14 protein-coding genes and 2 pseudogenes are annotated in these 23,112 nt (G+C 61.1%); 13 read left to right on the top strand and 3 right to left on the bottom strand.

Annotation, left to right across the window (positions count from 1 at the left end):
- Positions 1 to 34 precede the first annotated feature (34 nt).
- From NKJ15_RS24160 to NKJ15_RS24125, 8 genes are all read left to right on the top strand, one after another.
- Positions 35 to 1,213, top strand: coding sequence for a DUF3095 domain-containing protein (locus tag NKJ15_RS24160; RefSeq protein ID WP_352817992.1), 1,179 nt, complete (start codon positions 35 to 37; stop codon positions 1,211 to 1,213).
- Positions 1,214 to 1,317: 104 nt separating this feature from the next.
- Positions 1,318 to 2,661: a nucleotide sugar dehydrogenase gene (locus NKJ15_RS24155; RefSeq protein ID WP_352817989.1), complete on the top strand. Its 1,344-nt coding sequence runs from the start codon at positions 1,318 to 1,320 to the stop codon at positions 2,659 to 2,661.
- Between the two features lie 51 nt (positions 2,662 to 2,712).
- Entirely contained in the window at positions 2,713 to 4,053 is a 1,341-nt protein-coding gene (locus NKJ15_RS24150) for an adenylate/guanylate cyclase domain-containing protein (RefSeq protein WP_352817986.1), read from the top strand.
- Positions 4,054 to 4,202: 149 nt separating this feature from the next.
- Positions 4,203 to 6,098, top strand: coding sequence for an ABC transporter ATP-binding protein (locus tag NKJ15_RS24145; protein ID WP_352817984.1), 1,896 nt, complete (start codon positions 4,203 to 4,205; stop codon positions 6,096 to 6,098).
- Positions 6,095 to 7,993: an ABC transporter substrate-binding protein gene (locus NKJ15_RS24140; RefSeq protein ID WP_352684413.1), complete on the top strand. Its 1,899-nt coding sequence runs from the start codon at positions 6,095 to 6,097 to the stop codon at positions 7,991 to 7,993. The genes NKJ15_RS24145 and NKJ15_RS24140 overlap by 4 nt, the downstream gene beginning before the upstream one ends.
- A 2-nt stretch (positions 7,994 to 7,995) precedes the next feature.
- On the top strand, positions 7,996 to 8,994 hold the full coding sequence (locus NKJ15_RS24135; protein ID WP_023675966.1) for an ABC transporter permease: 999 nt from the start codon (positions 7,996 to 7,998) through the stop codon (positions 8,992 to 8,994).
- On the top strand, positions 8,991 to 10,172 hold the full coding sequence (locus tag NKJ15_RS24130; RefSeq protein WP_352614641.1) for an ABC transporter permease: 1,182 nt from the start codon (positions 8,991 to 8,993) through the stop codon (positions 10,170 to 10,172). Before NKJ15_RS24135 ends, NKJ15_RS24130 begins: the two co-directional genes overlap by 4 nt.
- Positions 10,173 to 10,380: 208 nt before the next feature.
- Positions 10,381 to 10,860 (top strand): class I SAM-dependent methyltransferase, encoded by a 480-nt coding sequence (locus NKJ15_RS24125; protein WP_352541938.1) that lies wholly within the window; start codon positions 10,381 to 10,383, stop codon positions 10,858 to 10,860.
- Between the two features lie 52 nt (positions 10,861 to 10,912).
- On the opposite strand, the gene NKJ15_RS24120 is transcribed toward NKJ15_RS24125, so the two are convergent.
- Positions 10,913 to 12,328, bottom strand: a complete 1,416-nt coding sequence (locus tag NKJ15_RS24120; RefSeq protein WP_352817981.1) for an adenylate/guanylate cyclase domain-containing protein — start codon at positions 12,326 to 12,328, stop codon at positions 10,913 to 10,915.
- 204 nt (positions 12,329 to 12,532) lie between these two features.
- Between NKJ15_RS24120 and NKJ15_RS24115 the strand changes: the two genes are divergently transcribed.
- The 3 genes from NKJ15_RS24115 to NKJ15_RS24105 all read left to right on the top strand — a co-directional run bounded on the left by NKJ15_RS24115 (position 12,533) and on the right by NKJ15_RS24105 (position 15,545).
- Positions 12,533 to 13,339, top strand: a complete 807-nt coding sequence (locus tag NKJ15_RS24115; protein ID WP_352817978.1) for a hypothetical protein — start codon at positions 12,533 to 12,535, stop codon at positions 13,337 to 13,339.
- Between the two features lie 91 nt (positions 13,340 to 13,430).
- Positions 13,431 to 13,955 (top strand): GNAT family N-acetyltransferase, encoded by a 525-nt coding sequence (locus NKJ15_RS24110; protein ID WP_352470882.1) that lies wholly within the window; start codon positions 13,431 to 13,433, stop codon positions 13,953 to 13,955.
- A gap of 204 nt (positions 13,956 to 14,159) precedes the next feature.
- Complete coding sequence (locus tag NKJ15_RS24105) at positions 14,160 to 15,545, top strand: hypothetical protein (RefSeq protein WP_352817976.1); 1,386 nt, start codon at positions 14,160 to 14,162, stop codon at positions 15,543 to 15,545.
- Positions 15,546 to 15,623: 78 nt separating this feature from the next.
- On the opposite strand, the pseudogene NKJ15_RS24100 reads toward NKJ15_RS24105, so the two are convergent.
- A pseudogene (locus NKJ15_RS24100) lies at positions 15,624 to 15,834 on the bottom strand (adenylate/guanylate cyclase domain-containing protein); the annotation flags it as partial.
- 171 nt (positions 15,835 to 16,005) lie between these two features.
- Between NKJ15_RS24100 and NKJ15_RS24095 the strand changes: the two are divergent.
- Entirely contained in the window at positions 16,006 to 19,305 is a 3,300-nt protein-coding gene (locus tag NKJ15_RS24095; RefSeq protein WP_352817973.1) for an adenylate/guanylate cyclase domain-containing protein, read from the top strand.
- 19 nt (positions 19,306 to 19,324) lie between these two features.
- Positions 19,325 to 20,004 (top strand): annotated as a pseudogene (locus NKJ15_RS24090) (peroxiredoxin-like family protein).
- Positions 20,005 to 20,090: 86 nt separating this feature from the next.
- Here NKJ15_RS24090 and NKJ15_RS24085 read toward each other — a convergent pair.
- Entirely contained in the window at positions 20,091 to 23,063 is a 2,973-nt protein-coding gene (locus NKJ15_RS24085; RefSeq protein ID WP_352817971.1) for a trifunctional glycosyltransferase/class I SAM-dependent methyltransferase/polysaccharide deacetylase, read from the bottom strand.
- Positions 23,064 to 23,112: the final 49 nt, after the last annotated feature.

Raw genomic sequence — 23,112 nt, 5'->3', positions numbered from 1 at the left:
CGAAGCATGATCGACTTCACCCTCAAGCACTGGAATGTGCTATCTGATGCTCATGGAAACAGCTGCCGCGTCCGATCCGTTTGTCGCTTCTCTGCCGGTCTTCGCAAAGTTCGAAAGCGTTGCCGATATCGATAACTATCGGCCTCTCCCCGATAGCTGGGCGCTGGCCACCGCCGACATCGTCGGCTCGACCAAGGCGATCGAGGCGGGGCGCTATAAAACCGTCAATATGGCCGGTGCCAGCGTCATTTCGGCGCTGCTCAATGCGCTGGGTAGGCAAGATCTTCCCTTTGTCTTCGGCGGCGACGGTGCGCTCGTGGCGTTTCCCGGCTCGGCGCTGGAGATCACCCGCAACGCGCTGGCGGCTGTCCAGAGATGGGTGGCGGACGAACTGGACCTGACCTTGCGTGCCGCAATCGTGCCGATAAAGGATATAAGAGCGCAAGGCCTCGACGTTCGCGTGGCGAGGTTCCAGGCCTCCGATGCGGTCTTCTATGCCATGTTCGCCGGAGGTGGCGGCAGTTGGGCGGAAGCCGAGATGAAAGCGGGGCGCTACCGCATCGATCCTGCGCCGGCCGGCGCGCGGCCGGACCTGACCGGCCTCTCGTGTCGCTGGAACCCGATCGAAGCCCGGCATGGCGAAATCGTCTCGATCATAGCCATACCGGGGGCGTCGCGCGACTTGCGCGGTTTTCAGTTTCTGGTTTCCGACATCATCGCCCTTGCCGGCAGGCAGGAACGCGATGGCCACCCGGTGCCGGTGAACGGGCCGGACTACAGTTTGCTGCCCGCCGGCCTCGATATCGAGGCGCGGGCCACGGCGCCGGCAGGACGGCGGTGGCTGTCGAAGCTGTGGATAGTGTTCCTGATGACGCTTACGGCTGTTACGGATAGATATGGCTGGACGATCGGCAGATTCGATCCGAAGATCTACAAACGCGAAGTGGCCAGCAATTCGGATTTCCGGAAGTTCGACGATGGCTTGAAGATGACCATCGACGTTGACGCGGATGTGTTGCAACGGATCGAGGACCGGCTGAAACAGGCGGAAGAGGCGGGCATCTGCAACTATGGCCTGCACCGCCAGAAGTCGGCCTTGATGACATGCCTCGTCGCATCGCCGCTGCAGCGCGATCACGTTCATTTCATCGATGGCGCCGCCGGCGGCTATGCGATGGCTGCCGCAAGCCTTAAGGCGAAGGTGCCGGTCTGATGCTTGCGGACATCGATTTTCCGCAATATGCCTCGGGGCTCTTGTGAGCGGTGAACCTCACCATGGAAGCGGACGGCCTGTCCGAATTAACAGAAAGCAGATTGTTGGACGCCTCACGATCGACATATGACCGTCTTCTGACCCGGATTTCGACGCGTGCCGCGCAAGTCGGCGTGATCGGACTGGGCTATGTCGGGTTGCCGCTGGCGGTTGCGATCGCACGCGCCGGCTTCCCGGTTTCCGGCTTCGACATCGAAGCCCAGAAGGTCGAGAGCCTGAACAACGGCCAATCCTACATCGAGGCGGTGACGTCGACAGCTCTTGCCGGCCAGGTGGCAAGCGGACGGTTCCGCGCCACTGCGGATTTTGCCGAACTGGCCGTCTGCGATGTCATCGTCATCTGCGTTCCGACACCACTGACGAAACACCGCGAGCCGGATCTCTCCTTTGTCAGGAACACCGCAGGCACCATCGCGAAGCATCTGCGTCTCGGCCAGCTGATCGTGCTGGAATCGACCACCTATCCCGGCACCACCGACGACGTGATCAAGCCCATCCTGGAAAAAACCGGCTTGCAGTCGAGGATAGACTTCTTCCTCGGCTTCTCGCCCGAACGCGAGGATCCCGGCAACCGCAGCTTTGAAGTCGCGACGATCCCCAAGGTCGTGGCAGGTGACGGCATTGAAGCGGCGACGCTCGTGCAGGCTTTCTACCATGGCGTGGTCAAGACCGTCGTTCCGGTTTCCACCACGGCGACCGCCGAGGCGGTCAAGCTGACGGAAAACATCTTCCGCTCGGTCAACGTCGCCCTCGTCAACGAGTTGAAGATCGTGCTCGGTGCGATGGGAATCGACATCTGGGAGGTGATCGAGGCGGCAAAGACCAAGCCCTTCGGCTACATGCCTTTCTATCCCGGCCCTGGACTTGGCGGGCACTGCGTTCCGATCGATCCCTTCTACCTGACGTGGAAGGCTCGCGAATACGAACTGCCGACCCGCTTCATCGAGCTGGCGGCAGAGATCAACACGGCCATGCCGCGTCATGTGGTCGATGAACTGGCGAAGGCGCTGGACCGGCGCTGCGGCAAGGCGCTCAGCCGCTCGCGCATTCTCATCATCGGGCTCGCCTATAAGAAGAATGTGCCCGACATCCGCGAAAGCCCCTCATTGCGGCTCATTGAACTCATCGAGGAATGGGGCGGCAAGGCGGAATTCCACGATCCGCATGTTGCCGAAATCCCGGCCACACGGGAGCATATGGCGATCAAGGGGCGTCGCTCGGTCGAATTGACCGAGGCGGCCTTGAAGGATTTCGACGCTGTCGTCGTTGCAACCGACCACGACGCGATCGACTATCAGGCGATCGCGGATCACGCTCTACTGATCGTCGACACACGCAATGTTTTTGGCCGCCTCGGGCTAGCCCGAGAGACGGTGGTGAAGGCCTGACGGCGTCCGAGCCGGCGAATTTGTGGCAGATCAGGGAGATTTCGAGATAGCATGAGCACAGCGCAAGCAGAAATTTCTGCCATTCTCATGGATAAGGTTGCCGATTGGCTGACCCAATCGGCGTTGGCGGGCAACGACCTGGAAACATTGGTAAGGGGCTTTTGTGAACGGCTGGCTGCTGCAGGCCTGCCGTTGAAGCGGGTGCATTTGAGCTTTTCGATGCTTCATCCACTTTATGACGCGCTCGGCTTCACCTGGCTCCGCGGCCAGGGCCTGGAAGTGGAAGGCTTCCGCAAGGAGAACGGCGTTCATTCCGACAGATTCCTGACCAGCCCATACTACCATCTGCTTAGCCACAAGCTGGACCATCTGCGGCGCCGGCTCGACCCGTCGGTGCCGTCGGAATTTCCTGTTTTCGATGACCTCAAGCTGATGGGCGTCACCGATTACATGGCTTTTGTCCATCCCTTCAGCGGCAACACCAGTCAGGGCATGATCGGGTCTTGGTCCACCGACAGTGCTGCAGGCTTCAGCGACAGCATGATTTCGGCGCTGCTGCGCATCCAGAACCATCTCGCCATCGCAACCAAGATGGCGGTGCTCACCAAGCTTGCCGACAACATGATGACCACTTATCTCGGCGGCGACGCCGGCAGGCGCGTGCTCGAAGGCCAGATCAAGCGCGGCGAGGGTGATACAATCCGGGCGGCACTGGTCATGGGCGACATGCGCGGGTCGTCAAGACTTGCCGAAACCTCCGGCCGCGAAGTCTATATCGATACGCTGAACCAGTTTTTCGACGCCGCTGCTGCACCTTTCAATCGCAAGGGCGGGCAGATCATGAGTTTCATAGGTGATGGCTTCATTGCCGTCTACCCTTGCGCAAGGCACCGTTCACAGTCCGAGATCGCCTGCCAGGCTGCTCTTGCAGCAGCGCACAAGGCCACCGCGCGCATGATGGATCTTAATCTGCGCAGAAAGCAGCAGGGATTGAGCGACATAAACTATGGTATCGGGCTGCATGTCGGCAATGTGATGTTCGGCAATGTCGGGCTTACCGACCGGCTCACATTCTCTGTCTTCGGCTCGGCTGTAAACGAGGTCCAGCGCCTCCAGACCCTGACCAAGAAATATCCGCACAGCGTTCTCGCCAGCAAAGACTTCGCCAGCTATTGCGGCGCCAACAACTGGCTGGCGCTCGGCATGGAGGAACTGGCGGGCATCAGGCAGAAGCTAACGGTGCTTTCACCCGATTTGTCGGGTGCTCTGTCGCTCGACGAAGATGGTGCGCTGGAGCCGATTTACGACCGCATATCGGACGCCGAGCAGGTCATGCTGCTTCATCGCAATGCCGCGCGGCCGCCCGCGGGCGACCCGAGGAAGCTCCAGTAACCGCCACGATCTGATCCGAACGCGTTTGGTATGCAGTTCGGTCGCCGGTTCCGCCAGGGAACTGGCGACTGTTCGAATCCAAGTTGCTCTAGGCTGGCAATGCGTTAGTCTCGCCTTCTGGACCTGCCAGAGTGGGGGCTGGTGTGAGAATGAATTTGGGCGTTGATCTGCTGCGGATCGAGGATGTTGGCATCTCTTTTGCCATTATAGGGGGACCGTTGCATGCTGTCAGGCGTGCAAATCTTCGCGTCCTGCCCGGCAAGGTTACCGCGCTTGTGGGCGAGTCCGGTTCCGGAAAATCGGTTCTCAGCCAGGCAGTGATGGGCATTTTGCCGAACACAGCCCATGTTCGCGGCCGTATCCTGTTCTCCGATCCAAAAAAGCCCGGTACGACGCAGGATATACTGCAGATGCCGCGTGACGGAACCGAAATCCGGGCGTTGAGAGGCAGCCGCATCGGCAAGATATTTCAGGAGCCGATGACATCGCTGTCGCCGCTGCATACGATCGGCAATCAGGTCAGCGAATCCCTGCAGATTCATACGCCCATGGCTCGGGTGGAGCGCAAGGCGCGGACCGAGGAAATGCTCGGCCTTGTCGGCTTTCCCAACCCCAAGCGCGCCTATGACATGTATCCCTTTGAACTTTCGGGAGGATTGCGTCAACGCGCCATGATCGCCATGGCGCTTATCTGCCGGCCCGCCCTGTTGATCGCCGACGAGCCGACGACGGCGTTGGACGTGACCATCCAGGCGCAAATCCTGCAATTGCTGCGCGAGCTCCAGACGAAGCTGAACATGGCGATGCTGCTGATCACGCACGACCTTGGCGTAGTCGCCAATGTCGCCGACGAGGTGGTGGTCATGTACCATGGCGAGATCATGGAAGCGGGACCCGTGGAGGCGATATTCCGCCGGCCGGGCCACCCTTACCTGAAGGGCCTGATGGCAGCCGTTCCGCATTTCGACCTGAAGCCCGGCGAAAGGCTAAAGGCGCTCCGCGAGGTGCCGGTGAATGTCGGGAACCTGCTCGGCAAGCAGACGGCGCCGGCATCGAAGGGGCCGGACGACATCCTGCTGTCGGTCAGCGATCTGACAAAGACCTTCACGATCCGCAAGTCCGGATGGTTCGGCGGAGATCATCAAACCTCTGTTCGCGCCGTGGACGGCGTGAGCTTTGATATCAGGCGGGGTGAGTGCCTGGGTCTTGTCGGCGAAAGCGGCTCCGGCAAAACCACCGTCAGCAAGATCCTCATGCGGGCTGTCACCCCTACCGGCGGCTCTGTGATCTTCAATGGCCGCGATGGTCCGATCGACGTCTTGGAAGCCGAGGGAGACGCCCTGCGCATGCTGCGCGCGAAAATCCAGATGGTATTCCAGGATCCGGTTTCGTCGCTTTCACCCCGCATGACGGTGGAGAACATTTTGAGCGAGCCGCTGGAAATCCATCGACGTGGCAATGCCGCGTCCCGACTCGCCACGGTCAAGAGCCTGATGCAGGCAATCGGGCTCGACCCGCGCTTCATAAAGCGTTATCCGCATAGTTTCTCCGGCGGGCAGCGTCAGCGTATCGGCATCGCGCGCGCGTTGGCGCTGGGACCTGAACTCCTGATCTGCGACGAGCCGGTTTCGGCACTCGACGTCTCTGTCCAGGCGCAGATCCTGAACCTTCTTAAGGACCTGCAGAAGGAGCTGGGCCTGACCTACCTGTTCATTTCCCACAACCTGGCGGTGGTGGACTACATGGCAGACCGCATCGCGGTGATGTGCGGCGGGCGTATCGTCGAGCTCGCGCCGCGCGAAATTCTGCTTAGGAAACCTATCCACCCCTACACGCGCTCACTGGTCGCCGCAGTTCCTTTCCCCGATCTCGACAGGCCGATGGATTTCAAGACGCTGAAGCTCAGCGGCGCTTCCGACACCAGCGCATGGGGACCGCAATTCCGCGACGAGGGCGACGAGGATATGCTGTCGCCGCTCGATCTTGGCGGCGGCCACCTGGTGCTGGCCCGACGTTCGGCCGATGTCAGCGAGCTACGCCATTGATCAGCCGGCGCACCGTCCTTGGACTCATGGCTTCGGCATTTCTGCCGGGCGCGTTGCGCGCCGGCGATCTGGAGCCGGAATTTCTTGAGCCGCAGCTGAAGGCCAGAGCGCTGCCGGCACTCGCCGAACGCCTGCCCAAGCGCCCTCGCGCGTTGAATCTCGCCGCGATGGGCCGGCAGCCCGGCCAATATGGCGGCACGCTGCGCACGATCATCGGCAGCCAGAAAGACATCCGGATGATGACAATCTACGGGTACGCTCGCCTGGTCGGCTATGACGAAAAGCTTAACCTGCAAGCCGACATTCTCGAAAGTTTCGATGTAGCGGATGATCGTGTCTTCACTTTCAAGATACGAGAAGGACATAAATGGTCTGACGGTAGCCTGCTGACGTCGGAGGATTTTCGCTATTGCTGGGAAGATGTCTGGCTTAACGATGAGCTTTCGCAAGGCGGGCTCGCCCCGGCCCTGCTGGCGGACGGCAAGCCGCCACGCTTCGAGATCGTCGATCCGTTGACGGTCCGCTATAGTTGGGATGCGCCCAATCCCGACTTCCTGCCCAAGCTCGCCGCTGCTTCGCCCCTATCGCTTGTTCTGCCGGCCGCCTATCTCAAGCAGTTCCACAAGAAATACCAAGATCCATTCCGGCTCGCCGGCCTAATGAAGGAGAACCGGGCCCAGAAATGGACGCTCTTGCATATCCGCATGTCGCGGCAGTATCGCCCGGAGAACCCGGAACTGCCGACGCTCGATCCCTGGCAGAACCGGACCAAGCCGCCGGCTGAGCAGTTCGTCTTCGAGCGGAACCCGTTCTTTCATCGAATAGACGAGAATGGCCGGCAACTGCCTTATGTCGACCGGATTGTCATGAATGTCAGCTCGTCGGCGATCATTTCCGCCAAGACCGGTGCGGGCGAGAGCGACCTGCAAGGCATGGGAATTGACTTCACCGATTACTCCTTCCTGAAGGATGCGGAGAAGCGCTACCCGGTGAAGATGCATCTCTGGAAACGCACACAAGGTTCGCGGCTGGCGCTGCTGCCCAATCTGAATTGTGCCGACCAGGTGTGGCGTGGCCTTTTTCGTGACGTGCGCGTGCGCCGCGCACTTTCGCTCGCTGTGGACAGGCGCGAGATCAATTTGGCTGTGTTCTACGGATTGGCGCAGGAAAGTGCCGATACGGTCCTGCCGGAGAGCCCGCTCTACCGGCCGGAATTCGCGAAAGCCTGGGTCGCCCATGATCCCGACCAGGCCAATGCCCTGCTCGACGAGGTCGGGCTTCAGGCGCGTGACGATGACGGCCTGCGGATACTCCCCGACGGACGCCCGGCGCAGCTCGTAGTGGAAACGGCCGGCGAAAGCACGCTGGAAACCGACGCGCTCGAGCTCATCACCGATCACTGGCGCAAGATCGGCATCGCCCTGTTCATCCGGACTTCGCAGCGCGACATCTTCCGCAGCCGCGCGCTTGGTGGCCAGATCATGATGTCGATGTGGTCGGGCATCGACAATGGCGTGCCGACCGCCGACATGAACCCCTACCAACTCGCCCCCACCGTCGATGACCAGCTGCAATGGCCGCTCTGGGGTGCTCACTACTTGTCCCGTGGCAAGGTCGGCGAAGCGCCCGATCTTCCGCCCGTGGTCGAGTTGATGGCTTTACTCAAGCGCTGGAACGCATCGACCGAAGCCACGGAGCGCGCCGAGATCTGGAATTCAATGCTGTCGATCTATACCGATCAGGTGTTTTCGATCGGCACGGTAAACGGAACGCATCAGCCGATTCTGGCATCCTCGCGGCTGCGCAATCTGCCTGACAAGGCGCTCTACGGCTACGACCCGACCGCCTATTTCGGTGTCTATATGCCGGATACATTCTGGCTTGGAGAGTCCTGAGCGTGCTTCGATATTTTGTCTGGCGTATCGCCGTGATGGTTCCAACGCTGCTGGTCATATCGGCACTGGTGTTCACGATCATTGAACTTCCCCCAGGCGACTATTTCGACAGCTATGTTGCCGAGCTTCGGGCTCAGGGCGAAGCGGTGGATTCCGATCGCATCGAGATGATGCGCAAGGAATATGGTTTCGACAAGCCACCGGTCATTCGCTACTTCTACTGGGTCGGCGGGATGCTGCACGGCGATTTCGGCTATTCCTTCGAATATGAGCTGCCGGTTCGCGACGTCGTCGGGGACCGAATGTGGCTGACGGTGCTGGTTTCCTTCGTCACGATCATCTTTACCTGGCTCATCGCCTTTCCGATCGGCATGTACTCCGCCACGCATCAATACAGCTGGGGCGACTACGGCCTGACTTTCTTCGGCCTTCTCGGCCTTGCGATTCCGAACTTCATGCTGGCGCTGATCCTGATGTATTTCGCCAACATCTGGTTCGGCACGTCTATCGGCCATCTCATGGACCAGCAATATCTCGGCGAGCCGATGAGCTGGGCCAAGGCGAAATCGATCCTCGCCCATCTCTGGATTCCGGTCTTGATCATCGGCACCGGGGGCACGGCAAGCATGATCCGGCGGCTGCGCGCCAATCTGCTCGATGAGCTACATAAGCAATATGTCGTGACCGCGCACGCCAAAGGCCTTCATCCCTTCAGGGCGCTGGTCAAATATCCGCTGCGCATGGCGCTCAATTTCTTCATTTCGGATATCGGCTCTATCCTGCCGGCCATCATCTCCGGTGCCGAAATCACGGCGATCGTGCTGTCTTTGGAAACGACCGGGCCGATGCTGATCAAGGCGCTGCAAAGCCAGGACATGTATCTCGCAGGGTCGTTCCTGATGTTCCTCGCCTTCCTGACGGTCATCGGCGTCCTGATTTCCGACCTGGCGCTGGCGCTACTTGATCCGCGAATTCGTTTGCAAGGCGGCAGCACCAAATGAACACGCAATCGCCGCTGCCCGCTCCGGGTGCCCCACTGCAACACTACGTTTCCATCGAGCCCTTTGACCTGCAGTCGGTCGAGGCGATGACGCCGGAGCAGGAGAAGGTCTTTCAGGCGTCGCAGTTGCGGCTGATGTGGTGGAAATTCCGTCGGCACCGGCTTGCCCTTGTATCCGGCATATTCCTGGCAGCGCTTTATTTCGGGATACTGATCTGCGAGTTCCTGGCGCCCTACGATCTGCACACGCGCAACATGGACTACATCTATTCGCCGCCGCAGCGGGTGCACCTGTTCCACAACGGCGAGTTCGTCGGGCCGTTCGTCTATGGCCGCCAGATGACGCTGGATATGGACACGCTCAAGCGGAACTACATCGAGAAACAGGATGATGTTCAGCGGATCCGTTTCTTCTGCAAGGGCGATAAGTACCGGTTCTGGGGCCTGATCGAAGGTGACAGGCATTTTGTCTGCCCCGCCGAAAACGGCCAGCTCTTTCTGGCCGGCACTGACAGGCTGGGGCGCGATGTGCTCTCGCGCATCATCTATGGCGCCCGCATTTCACTGACAATCGGCCTCGTCGGCATCAGTTTCAGCTTCCTGCTCGGCATTGTCATCGGCGGACTGGCCGGCTATCACGGCGGTATCTTCGACCTGATCGTCCAACGGATAATCGAAGTTCTGCAATCGATCCCCAGCATTCCGCTATGGCTGGCTCTGGCGGCGATCATGCCGATAACCTGGAGTCCGATCCTGATCTATTTCGGCATCACCGTCATCCTCGGGCTGCTCGACTGGACCGGACTGGCGCGGGCCGTGCGTTCGAAGCTTCTAGCCTTGCGCGAGGAGGATTACGTTCTGGCCGCGCAATTGATGGGCGCCAGAAGCAGCCGCATCATCGGGCGGCATCTCATTCCCGGCTTCATGTCGCATCTGATCGCGACGGCGACGATCTCCATACCCGGCATGATCCTGGGCGAGACGGCGCTGAGCTTCCTCGGGCTCGGCCTGAGGGCACCGATAACCAGCTGGGGCATCCTGCTCACGGAGGCGCGCAGCGTCAGCGTGATCGCGTTCTATCCATGGCTGCTTTTGCCGATGCTCCCCGTCGTTCTCGTCATCTTGGCGTTCAACTTCCTGGGCGACGGGTTGCGGGACGCCGCGGACCCCTACAAATGACATCGCTGTTCCGCCGCGCGCTGCGCCGCCGATTCCACCCGGTATGATCCTTGTCGGCAGCCTGTTCGCTTGTTGCAGTGTTCATCGTTCGCCTCTACACGCGGCAAGACTCGATCGGGGTTTAGCTCGTCGGCCTGGGTTTCAGCCGCGAAACGCTCTGGTCGGGGGCAGTTGATTTCGTGAACTGGTTCTGGACATACAATCGCACATGAGTCGCCTTGACAGTTTCATCCGGAGGATGACCGCACAGCGCGACATACTCGATCATGTCTGCGCCGAGGTTGCGAAGATGGAGGGCCCCGTGCTCGAGCTCGGCCTCGGCAATGGCCGGACGTTCCACCATCTGCGCGAGCGCCTGCCCGGACGCCGGATCGTAGCGTTCGATCGCGCACTTGCCGCACACGCCAGCTCAATTCCCGAAGCTGAAAACCTCGTGCTCGGCGAAATACGCGAGACGGCGAGCAGGTTCATTGGCATCGACGCCGCTCTTGTTCATGCCGACATCGGCACCGGCTATGAAGATCGCGATGCAGTGACCTCTACCTGGCTTCCCGATCTGACCGCGCGCCTGCTTCGCGTCGGCGGCATCGCGGTCAGCGGCACGCCGCTCGATCACCCGCAGTTGCAACGCCTCTCGCCGCCACCTTCGATTGCCGCCGATCGTTATTTTATCTGTAGGCGCGTGTGAGGGGCCGGGACGAGCCAGATTTTCGGGGGCCAAGTCTCCAGGGGCCAAGTCTTCAGGGGATCGTATATACCGCTATCTCCCGGTCAATGCCGCGCAGCGAGACCTCGTGGGGCACGGGCGTCAGCGCGTTCCTGTGTAAGAGATCGGCGGTGAGATTGTCGTCGACCACCGCTCGAGTGGCGAAGATCGCCTGTGCGTTGGCAAGGTTCTGGACCCGCGAAGCAATATTGACCGTCTGGCCGAAATAGTCCTGTCGCTCATTCATCGACACGGCGATGCAGGGGCCGGCATGGACTCCGATCTTGAGCAGCAGATCCTCGCGCCCGCTCTTGTCGTTGAGCGTACGCATGGCATCGCGCATCCTGAGGGCTGCAGCAATCGCACGATCAGGCGTCGCGAAGGTCGCCATCACCGCATCACCGATCGTCTTCACCACCGCGCCTGCCTCCGCCGTGACGATCTCGTGCAGAACCTGGAAATGCTCGCGCACGAGATCGAAGGCTGAAAGGTCGCCCACCCGCTCGTAAAGCTCGGTCGATCCGCGCAGGTCGGTGAACAGGAACGTCAGGCTGGTGATCTTCAGGCGCTGGTTGATGTCGAGTGTATCCGTGCGATAGAGATCGCGGAACGTCTGGTTGGTGAGCAGGCGCTTGGCGGTCAGGAAGGGCCGGCGTTTTCCCAGGAAATCATGCAATGTCTGGCCGGCGATGAAGACTGTCGGCAGCACGCGGGTGTCGGTCCGGTTTTCCAGCGAAATGCGCAACGGGCCGGGTTGCATCTCCAGCGTCTGGTTCTGGACATGGTCGCGGTCGAAGGCCAAAGAGAGGCTCCGGCGCTCCTTTGTTGGTTCGCCCTTCCCGTCGATGAACTGCGCTGAATGGGTGACCGGCTCGAAGACGATGATGAATTCAGACGGAAGCTGTATGGTCAGAACCGCCTTTTCACCGGGCGCAAGCTCGATATCCTCCAGCGAGAACGCTTCCAGCTTTTTCACGAAATCCTCTTCCGGCAGATCGACGCCGGACGCCCAGTAGATCTGGCGGAAATATTCCGCCACCGGCAGTTCGTGTGGATTGTGTGCGGCAATCCTGCGCACGCGGGGACTGACGGTGAATGTCACCTCGACCATCTCGTCGAGAGTCGGTGAATAGCCCTCGGAGCACAGCGCGCAGGTGTATTCGTCCTTTTGCAGGGTTTTCAGCGTGGCGTTGGTGTCGAGCACACCGCCGCAGCCGGGGCACAGAACATTCCAGGAAATGTCGAAGATGCCCACCCGCGCCGCATGGAGAAAGGCGCCTATTGCGCGCTCCTCGTCGAGGTCATGCTTGCGGGCGAAGGCTGGCGCATTGATGCGGCAAAGTTCGCGGTCCTCGCCCTCCGCGATGGTTCGCTTCATCGCGTCAATCGCCTGCGGATCGACATCGGCCGATTGTCGCAGAAGTGAGAATAGATCCTGAGCTTCGTTCATCGTGCAGGCTCCGGAAAATGCACCTCGAGGCGTTTTGACCGGACCGATCTTTGGTCCGAGTGTTCCATCTTACTTCGAAACGGACCGTACGGCCATTCGAATGGATAAGCCTGGTGACCGTTCAATTTCCATTCGGCGGATTTTAACCGGCCGCAAGCAGCACTATGATGGTCCATGGAGCATTCATCTTTGGGATTTTCTTCCATGCCGACATCAGACAATCCGCCATTTCCCGCGGTCCTGCGCCTTTTTTCTGCGGGGGTCATCGTCGTCCTGATCGTAGGCGCCGGCCTGTTTTTCATGCCTGCGCTGGTGAAATCGGGCTGGCCTTGGGCCGTCACGCCGTTCAATGCGCGCTTCCTCGGTGGCTTCTACACCGCCGAAATGGTCGTGATGGCGGCACTGCTGGTCTGGAATCGCTGGTCGCCCGGCAGGCTCGTGCTCGTCATGGCCTTCATCTTCACCGTCATCGTGTCGGTGGCTTCGTTCATCAATCTCGGCTATTTCAACTTCGAGCGCAAAGCGCCTTGGCTGTGGTTTTTGGTCTATCTTGCTTCGGCCGCGGTATCCGGGCTGTTCCTGTGGCGGGCCAGGGCCCGTCCTTCTGCAAAAGGCGTGACCTTAAATCCCGCATGGCGCGGCTACATGCCGGCGGAATCCGCGATCCTTGGGCTCTATGGCGTCGGCCTGTTGCTGTTTCCCCTGACATTCAGTGGCATCTGGCCATGGCCGATCGATGCCTTCCACGCTCAGGTCTACAGCGCCATCTTCCTCGCCGGTGCGGGCGGTATATATCTCGTCTGGAGAAGCGCGCCGCGCGAGGAACTGCTGGTGCTCGGGTTGGCGCAGTTTCTGGTTGGCCTGCTTGCTATCCTCGGCGTCGTCATCACCGACGCTGCGGTGCACCGGATCGACTGGACGGCGACCGGGACATTGTGCTGGCTCGCCTTTTTCGGCTGGATAGGCATCAGCGGCGTCTTCAAACTCTACGCTGCCTCCCGGTATTTTTAGCCCGCAATCGGTATCATAGGTCAGAGACGGCTGGATTTTCAGGTGGCGTCCGGTGCATCGTACCGGGCCGATTGCCTTCGCCGGGAACGCCATGACCAGCACGACCTCGCCACCCGCCGAGAAAATCCAGCCGCTGCTGCGGTCCGTCCGGTCAAGCGATGCGGAGGCGCTTTGCGCTATCTTCAACATGCCGGGCTTCCGCTGGGGCACGCTCAGGATGCCTTTCGAGATGGTGGAGCAGGTGGCGCGGCGCATTGCCAAGTCCGGCCCGGAAACCACCTGGATCGTTGCCGAGCTGGACGGCAAGGTCGTCGGCCATGGCAGCCTGGTCGTGCAAGGTTCACCGCGCCGTTCGCACATCGGCGAGATCAATATCGGCCTTGACGATGCCTTTGTCGGCAAAGGTATCGGCTCTGCCATACTTGGCGCGCTGCTTGACGTGGCCGACAACTGGCGCGCCCTGAAGCGAGTCGAATTGACCGTCTATGCCGACAACGAAGCGGCCCTCCGTCTCTATAAGAGCCACGGCTTTGAGATCGAAGGCCGGCATGTGAAGGCCGGCTTTACCGACGGGCAGTACCACGACCTCCTGAGCATGGCCCGGCTGCGGTTCTAAGATCCGCTGTTTGCCTTAGCTGTTTGGCCAATCTGACAATTCGTGCCGAGGCAGCGAACAGGGGATTGCTCAAGGAGAATTGCGTAGGATACGGTCATTTCGTCTCACACCACCTTGATCGAATTGACGATCTATGTGGGCCGGCCGCATCCAGCAAGTCTGGTCTCGCTTGGCGTTTACACCGCAAGCGGCTAGACGGGACCAATGACCGCCGTCTTTGATCCAACCCCTACCCCTCCGCGGGAAATTCTGGCTGTGCTGTCGCTGCTCTGCCCGGAGGTCGTGCGCGACATCGAGCAGAACTGGAATGCACCGGTTTCCGACTACGCCCGCCATCTTTGGCGGCCGGTGGCAAAGCCTGCATCGGGCCCGGCGATCGCTGCCCGCTCGATCCTGCGCGAAGTCCTGCATCAGCGCCTCGGTAGGATCATGCAGCCTGAGAAGATCGGCAAAGCCCTCGACGAGTTCGAGCACAGACCGGTGATTCAGTCCGGCCTGCACTGCCTGCTTCTGATGGACCGGATCACCTTCGATGCTCTTCTGCTTGCCTGGCTCGGCGCGGTCGAAAACGGGCTGTCGGCCTTCGTCGGCTTCATGGGAACGACGATGACCATGGAGACAGTTGGCCGGGAGGGGCCGGGATGGCTCGATGTCGGCGACGACAAGGTCAACCTGTTTGGCATGGGACGCCACAAACTGTGCCGCAAAAGCGCCTGCGTGGCCGGTCCCGTCTCCCTCAACAAGCGCGTGCTCGAAGCGGTGGGCGATGAAACGGATGGCAGCCGCTGGCTGGGCACACTGCTTGCCAGCCGGGACAAGGTGTTTGAAACCGCCGCCGATGCGCTGACTGAACTGAATGAGGATCTGGTCGCCAATTGGGATCGTGCCAGCATGGCCCTGCCGGTTTTCGTCGATGATCGGGTCGCCGCGGCTGCCATGGCGCGGCATCTAGAATATGACGGCAGCCTTCTTTCCAGGCTGCTGATTGAACCCGCAAGACGCCAGCGTCTCGAACATGCCTGGCAAGAGGCCGCATCGAGCCCATTTGGCAGATTCCTGCCCAATGCCACGGACTATTTCTGGGGCATCCGCGAGGAGCGCGTGCGCAAGCTCGTTCTCGAGAACGGGCACCTGATCGAGCCCGACAGGCCGCAAGGTCTTTCCATCCCGTTCGAGCGGCCGTATCTCAGGCAGGCGCTGCTGGACGGCGTGCTGCTGCCGAACTTGTTCCTGACGTTCCTCGTCCTTGCCATATTGCCGCGCGTGCGGGTCGTGGGCGGCCTGAGACAGATTGGCTATGTAGCGCTTTTCCACTCGATCCTCCTGGCCGTGCTGGACGAAAACGTGCCGGAAGAGCGCGATCTGGCCGCGGAACTGCAGGTTCGGGAAAATGCCTGGGGCATGCGGGTCATCGATGAAAAGATATCAGTCCGCGAGCAGCTTGCCGTCCTGCCGGAAGGAGCGCTCTTCCCGGACCTGCTCCGGCAATACCGATTGCGGACATTTGCCGAGACGACCGACGACCTGAAACTGGTTCGCGAAAACGCCAGATGGCGCAAGATCGGCCAGGCAGAGATCAAGCCGACCTGAGCCTAATTCGCAACCGCAAGCGACGGCGATCCATCGGGGAGCCTCTGGCGTCTGACCCCGCCGCACAGGCCTCACCTGTCATTGCACCACACCGCCCTTGCGGAGCCCATCCACCACGTGTTCGAAATCGACCGGTTCTTGTGGCAGACCAAGACTTTGTAGCGGTATCCAGCGAATAGTGGCGATTGACGCGAAGCACCTCCTGCCATGGCGCGCGGGCCTCGGCGAAGCGGCCCAGATGACCGTAGCTGGCGGCCAGAAACGCGCGCGAGACGTCGGTGACAGCGTTTGCGAGCCAGCCGTTGCATCAGAGGTCATGGGTAGCGGTCTGCCACCGGACCCACACGGATCGCCCGCTGCCGCTTGCCCGCCGACGGCTATCGGTGCATCCTTGTGAATAGCCTGGCCGTGAAGTGCGAGCGAGATCACGCCGTCACGGCCACTAGTGAGGTCTTGTTCGATGGACTGCTCGGGCTGCGGTTTCGAGATTGAGGGCGGTTACGCCTTCTGTCCGAGGTGTGGCAGGCGCCAGCCCGTGCCATGCGCCAGTTGCGGCTACACCTGCGCACCTGATTTCGAGTTCTGTCCGAAATGCGGGGCAAGCGTCGGTGCGCCCGCAAAAGCCGTCGAACGGCCTGCTCCGGCACCAAGCCGGACCATTGTGTCGCCTTCTCGAACTCCGTCGCTGCTTCCGAACATCGAAAGCGAAGAAGGGCTGCATCCCGTCTCTGACGCCGATCGCCGGACGGTAACGGTCCTGTTCGCCGACCTTTGCGGCTTTACGACACTCAGCGAGCAGCTCGACCCCGAGGTCATGCAAGCGCTGCAGAACAAACTGTTCAAGGAATTGACGGCGGCCGTGCGAAACTTTGGTGGGTTCGTCGACAAATTCATCGGCGATGCGCTGCTCGCTTTGTTCGGTGCGCCGGTCGCGCATGAGGACGATCCGGAACGCGCGCTTCGTGCCGCTCTCGACATGATCGCCCGGACGGCGCGGCTCGGCGAAAGCACCCCCCACTCCGGCTCGCCTCTGTTACTCCACATCGGCATAAACACTGGTCCGGTCGTTACTGGCGGATTGGGCATCGGCACCGCCAGATCCTATTCCGTGACCGGCGACACAGTGAATACGGCGCAACGCCTGCAATCGCTGGCCGCACCGGGTGAGGTGCTGGTAGGCGAGCTCACTCACAGGCTGACCCGGCATGCCTTCTCTTATGAGTCGCTGGGTGATGTCGTGTTTCGCGGCAAGGCTGGCAGCGTGCTCGTTCATCGACTGGACGCACCGCTAGCGGTGCCGCGTGCAGCGCGCGGGCTCGAGGCGCTCGGCCTCAGTGCGCCGCTAATAGGTCGTGGTGCGGAGCTCAATAGAATGATGGCGAGCCTTGACCAGGCGTGCGGCGGCTCGGCCCAACTTGTCCGCCTCGTCGGAGAAGCCGGCATCGGGAAATCGCGGCTGGTGAGTGAGTTCGTCGCCCGCGTCGGCGACGACGAGCGTTTTCGCAACGTCGCCGTGCGGCAGGCCACGTGCTCACCGCTGGGTGAACAATCTTTTGGCGCCTTGGGCGCAGTGGTGCGCAGCGCTGCCGGGATGATGCAAAACGACAATGGGGACGAAATGCGGGGGAAGCTCGCAGGCTTGCTTGCCGATCTCGGCCTGCAGGGCGAGGAGGCGAAGCGGCTGATGCCTTTGCTCTACCATGTGCTTGGCCTTGGCGACCCCGATGCCACCTTGCAGCATGTCGAGCCCGAGCAGCTGCGGCGGCAAATTCTCTACGCAGTCCGCACAATCATCGAACGGCGGCTTGCGTTGTCGCCGCTATTGATTGTCGTCGAAGACCTGCACTGGGCCGACGCCGTGTCGCTCGAGGCACTACGTTTCGTGATGGACAGGTTGGAACGCACGCGGTTGATGTTGCTGGTCACGCATCGTCCGGCGCCGGACAACGACCAGCTCGACTCAAGTCGGGTCAGTCACACAGCGCTCAGGCTTCCGCCACTCAACAATGATGACGGACGCAGCCTGCTGGCAGCGCTTTTCGGCGAGAGCTGGGTAAGCTCCGCGGGAGGGCTTCTCGACCAGATCCTCGAGCGCGCGGGCGGCAACCCCCTTTTTGTAGAGGAAATCGTTCGCGGCCTTATCGATCGCGGTGTACTGGTGCGAGAGGGCCAGCGATGGCGGACTGTGGCAGGCGAAGTCGCAACCGGCATCCCCGCCACTATCCAGGCAATGTTGCTTGCCCGCGTCGACCGGCTGCCCCAAGAGGTGCGCCGGTTGGCCCAGGAGGCCGCGGTAATCGGCCCGCGCTTCGATGCCACACTTCTGAAAACCGTGACAGCCGACCCCGGCTGGCTCGAAGCCGGCTGCGAACTGCTTTGCGATGCGGAAATCATCGAGGAAGTTGCCGGATCAGGCTCGGTCTCGTCTCAAAGCTACCGCTTTACGCAAACATTGCTGCAGGACGTGATCTACCAGAATCTGCTCCTGCAACGCCGGACCGAAATCCACGGGCGGATCGGTGCTGCCTTGGAGCAACTGTGCGGCGACGAGCCGGAACGGCTCGAGGATTTGACCGTGCTGGGTCATCATTTTGCACAGAGCGCCGAGCGGGAGAAGGGCGCGCATTACCTGCAGGCGGCAGGCGATCGCGCTCGCATGATATATGCCAACGACGACGCCCTTCGTTTCTACGAGCGAGCACTGACTGCGTTGGGCGCGATCGGGCAAACACCGCTCAAACTGGCAATTGCAGAGCGCATTGCCGATTTGAGCGGCCCGGCAGGCCGCCGTGAGATCGCGCACCACCACTACGAGACGGTGTTGCAGGCATACCGCGAGTCAGCCAATCGCGTCGCCTCGGCGCGAGTTTTGCGTAAGATCGGTCGGCTACTCTGGGATGTCGGCAAGCGGGACAAGGCAGAACCCCGCTATGCCGAGGCGGCAGCGCTCCTCGATGGAGCGGATGCCCCGATCGAGCAGGCGCATCTGTGGCAAGAACGTGGCCGACAGGCGTTCCGTAGCGGAGATCACGCTCTCGCGGCAAAATGGGCAGACGCGGCGCTGGATTGCGTAGGCACACTGACAACGGAGCATGTCTCCGAGGTAAGGTGTGATGCCACTCTTGTGACCGCCGAGGCACTCAATACCAAGGCTGTCGCGCTGGCTCGCCTTGGGCGAAACCGTGAGGCCGTGCGTCAGGTTGAGCGTAGCATTGAATTGGCCGAAGCCGCCGGTCTGCTGGGCGCGGCCTGCCGCGGCTACACCAATCTCGGCGTGCTTTACACGACCATCGATCCCGCAAAGGCAATGGAGGTCTGTCGGCGCGGTCTTGAAGTGGCGCGCCGTATTGGTGATTTGGGTTTCCAGGCGCGCCTCCTCGCCAATCTGGCGGTCGCTTGTTGTACTTTCACGGATCGCTGTCCAACGGAGGGCGTACCCGCTGCCGAGAAGGCCATTGAGATCGACCGGGCGCTCGACCAGCGCGAGCACCTGCCGGTGCCTTTGATCGTGCTTGGGCAAATCCACCAGTGCAACGGCCGCCCGGACCTGGCGGTTGGGTTGTTCCACGAAGCACTGGACGTAGCTCGCGAAACGGGCGAACCCCAACTGCTGTTTCCGTGTTATGATGGTCTCGCAACGCTTAATCTCGATCTCGACAATCTGGCCGAGGCCGAACGCTACTTTTCCCTGGCGCAGGGTATATGCGCCCAGCACGGGCTCGACCCGGAAGCGCTTGTGGTGCTGCCTTTTCTCGACTAGCCGGGGTTGGAGGTTGGAAATGTCCGCGCGTAGTGACTTGGTGCCGCTTCAACCGGGCGACCGTGCGCCAAACGTGGTACTCGACGCCATTACCCAGGAAGGCAAGATCGCGCTTGACGATTTTCGCGGCCAAAAACCGGTGCTGGTCGGCCTATTTCGAGGTCTGCATTGCGCGTTTTGCCGGCGCCATATCGCCGCCCAGGCGCGGCTTGATCCGGAGCTGCGCGAAAGGGGCGTGGAGAGCCTGACGGTGGTCAACACGCCGATCGAACGGGCGCGTCTCTATTTCCGCTACCATCCGATGCCGAATCTGCTTGCGGCCTCCGATCCTGAACGCGCTTCACATCGTGCTTTTGGACTGCCCAATCTCGAATTCACCCAAAACGAGACGAACTGGCCGTACAAGGTCTCGATGGCAGCGGCAAAGGATATGCGGGTCGACATACCAGGCGAGTTGCCCGGTCCTATGGATCCTCTTGCGGCCAGTGAAATGCTCAACAAGAGGGACCATTACGAGCTGACCGAAGCCGACGAGCAGATGCTAGCAACGGACACGGACAATTGGTCGGTCAGTTCCTGCTGGACCGGCAGGGGATCGTCCGCTGGAGCTTCACGGAGGTTCCAGAGGGTGGGCGATACATGTTTGGGGCGCCAAGCCCGCAGGAGCTGATGTCAGCCGTATCCCAAGTCGCCCAATAGACTTGCGAACGAGGTAAGCGGGCGGGACACGGAACAAAAAAGCGGAACCAATTTGGTACGAATCTAGACACTGACAAGTTCACGGTTCATGCGAGCACGGCCTCGACAACGGCAACAAAGTCATCGAGCGAACGATCCCCACGAATCTCGATGCGCGGAAGGTCGATGGGATCGCAATCGAGGTCCGCCGGTCCGTGTCTGCCGCCGAAGCCGATTCGATAGCCGCACTCCTTGGCCAGCCTGCCAAGCCGTCGGTCGGTGACAGAGAAGGGTGCCGCGAACGCCGCGGTTGGCCGACCGGTCCACCGTTCGATGAACATACGAGAGCGCAGGAGCTCGGCGGCCAAGTCAGAGCTCGACAGACCATCGATCGCGCGATGCGTCGCCAGATGGCTTCCGAAGAACGCACCTTCGCCGGCGAGGCGTCGCACCGTCCCGGCGTCCATAAGCTGCGTCGGCGGGCCGCTGTAGGCGTCCCACTGTGCACTTTCACCCACCAAGTCCGTCACCAGGAACACTTCCGCCGTCAGGTCGTTCGCGCGCAAGGCCGGCCAGGCATGGTCGGCAAAGTTCTGGAAGCCGTCATCGAAGGTGATGAGCACTGGGCGGCCAACGAAAGGCTGACGGTTGGCGATGAACCATTCCAGCTGCTCGGAGCTAATCGCGTGAAAGCCATTGGCGCGCAGCCATGTCATTTGGCTGGCGAATGCGGCGGGCGCGAGCCGAAAACGGGCGAGCGCGGCCGGACCTTCATCGGAGACACTGTGATACATGAGGACAGGGATACGCTGCCGCCGCTCGCTATGTGCGACGTCGCGGCGCAAGGCCCGCGCCCCGCCCCAGACGATATTTCGTGCGACTCCGATTTCGACGGGTGCGCGGATTGGCATATGATCTATCGTCGGTTCCGTCGCCACGTCGCCTGGTGACAGGCGGCGGAAGCGGTCTATGCGGTAGAGCTCGGTCTGGATCGATTGCTCGAGAACGAGGCCGTGGCCCGCTGCCAGCGTCTCTGAGATCGCTTGTGCACCGAATGTGTTCCAGTCGAAGCCCGTCCTTTCAACATTGTCTCGTAGCACGAATGCGTGTGCGCTGATGAAACTGCCACCAGGCGCCAACGCCTCAACAAGTTTTTTGGCGATGCGCCGCAACTCGGTGAGATCGTCCAGGTAGTAGAGCACTTCCGAACAGACGATCAGATCCATCTCGCCCGGCAGCGTGTCCGCAGAAAAATCCAGTACGCCGAACTCAACGTTCGGCTGATCACTGCATCGCGCGCCCGCCCGCCCGACGGCTACGGCGGAGATGTCAGTTGCGGTCAAATGGCCCACGCGCGGCGCCAGCTGCCGCGTGAAGTGGCCCTCCGCGCAGGCCAGCTCAAGCGCCCGTCCGATGGGACCGGCAGGCAGAATTTCGAGCTGCCGCTCATATTTTTCCTGCTCATAGGGCGAACCGTAGTTCCAGGGATCCTCGATCGCAAAATGGCGATTCCAGAAAGATGTGCGGTCATTGTCGCGCCCATCCGCGGCCCGTGCACGGCGCGGCGCTGCAAAAGGCTCTTTAGTTTCGGCGCTCGACCGAACCAGCGCCTGCGCTTCCGCGGCCAATCCCGCAAGTTTGCCGAAATGGCTGTCCTGATCAGACCGGCGTCCCGCCATGGACAACAATGCCTCGGCTGCAGACATGTTTGACTTGTCGGCACCGGCGCCCTTTTGCGGTGCATCTACAGGCGATCGCCTCGCAAGTCGCGCGGCACTGTGCATAGGCCGCTCAGAGGGCAGGAAATTCAGGATCAATTCAATCCAATGACGCCTCGTCACTCTCCCGAGTACGCCGAACTGCACGAGAGCCTCGATCTGGCCATCCATCATCAGATGGGCATAGATTTGATCGATTCCTTTCGGTACTTCGATCGAGGCCGGATTTCGCACGTCGACACGAATTCCAAGTGTCCGCGCCAGCCTGCGCGGCGCGGCAAGATCGTCGACATCGAGCAGCATTTGCTCAAAGTGATACTGCACGCGGCGAGCCGCGTCCGGATTATTCCAGACCTTGCCGAGTTCGAGGATCAACTCGGTGAGGGAAGCGCCGAACCTGTCCCACCTGGCAGCCAATTGCGCTGGCACCGACAGGCTTCCTACCATAAGGCCATCGACGGCCACCTTGGCGATCTCACGCGCCCACTTACGTCCTGCTGGGAGCGCGCGCAGGGACTGCGGGTTGATCGAGCGCGAGCCGCAGCCGCAATCCGATGCGGCGTTCCACAACGCGAACCACGCGAGTGCTTCTGAAGCGGTGTGGCCGTTCGCGTCGGTCGCTCCATTGGCGTGAGCCGATGCCGGGTGTTTGACCCTGGGATCGGCGGAAAAGCCGCGAGCGATCACGACTTCGCCATCTGCCAGCATCTGCGCCGAATTGCGGCTGAGCGCGTTGGGGCTGGCCCGATAGAAAGCGAGCGGCTCGTCGACCATCACCCAATTTTTGCCTAGACGTGCGAGGCGCTGCCACAGATCCCAGTCCTCGCAGGTGCGCAGCGACACGTCGAAACCGCCCAACTCGACAATTATCTCCCGATCGACCAGCAGCGCGTGAGTGCGGACGGCACACCGGCGGGCGAACGTTTCGAAGGGTTGAATCGCAACCTCCGTTGCGATGCTCGACGCCGTGAGTTCGCCATCGGGCATCACGCGTCGGGAACCGCAATAGGCAGCCACTGCATCGGGAGCGGATTTCAGTGCGGCCAGCATTTTGGCAAGGAAGCTGGCATCCACCCAATCGTCCGCATCCAGAAACATGAGCCAGTGGCCGCGCGCCTTCGAAATCCCGCTATTGCGCGCGCCGGCGGGGCTATGCGCGCAAGAGCTCAACATCCGAAATCGGGCATCGTGCTCTACATAACCGGCGATGATCGCAGGGGTGCGGTCCGTGGAGGCGTCGTCGACGATGATCGCCTCCCAATCCATTATTTCCTGATCAAGAAGGCAATCGAGTGAGCGCGCCAGCGTTACCTCCGCGTTGTGCGCAGGAACCACGATTGAAACCAAGGGATCATGCGCCACGCCGTCTTACCCGCGCCTGGTTCGAGGTAGAACAAGATGTGTTGATCTT

This window comes from Mesorhizobium sp. M0207, from assembly GCF_040321995.1.
Lineage (GTDB): Bacteria > Pseudomonadota > Alphaproteobacteria > Rhizobiales > Rhizobiaceae > Mesorhizobium.
The sequence above is the reverse complement of the archived record's forward strand: the minus strand, read 5'-3'. Positions and strand labels throughout refer to the sequence as shown.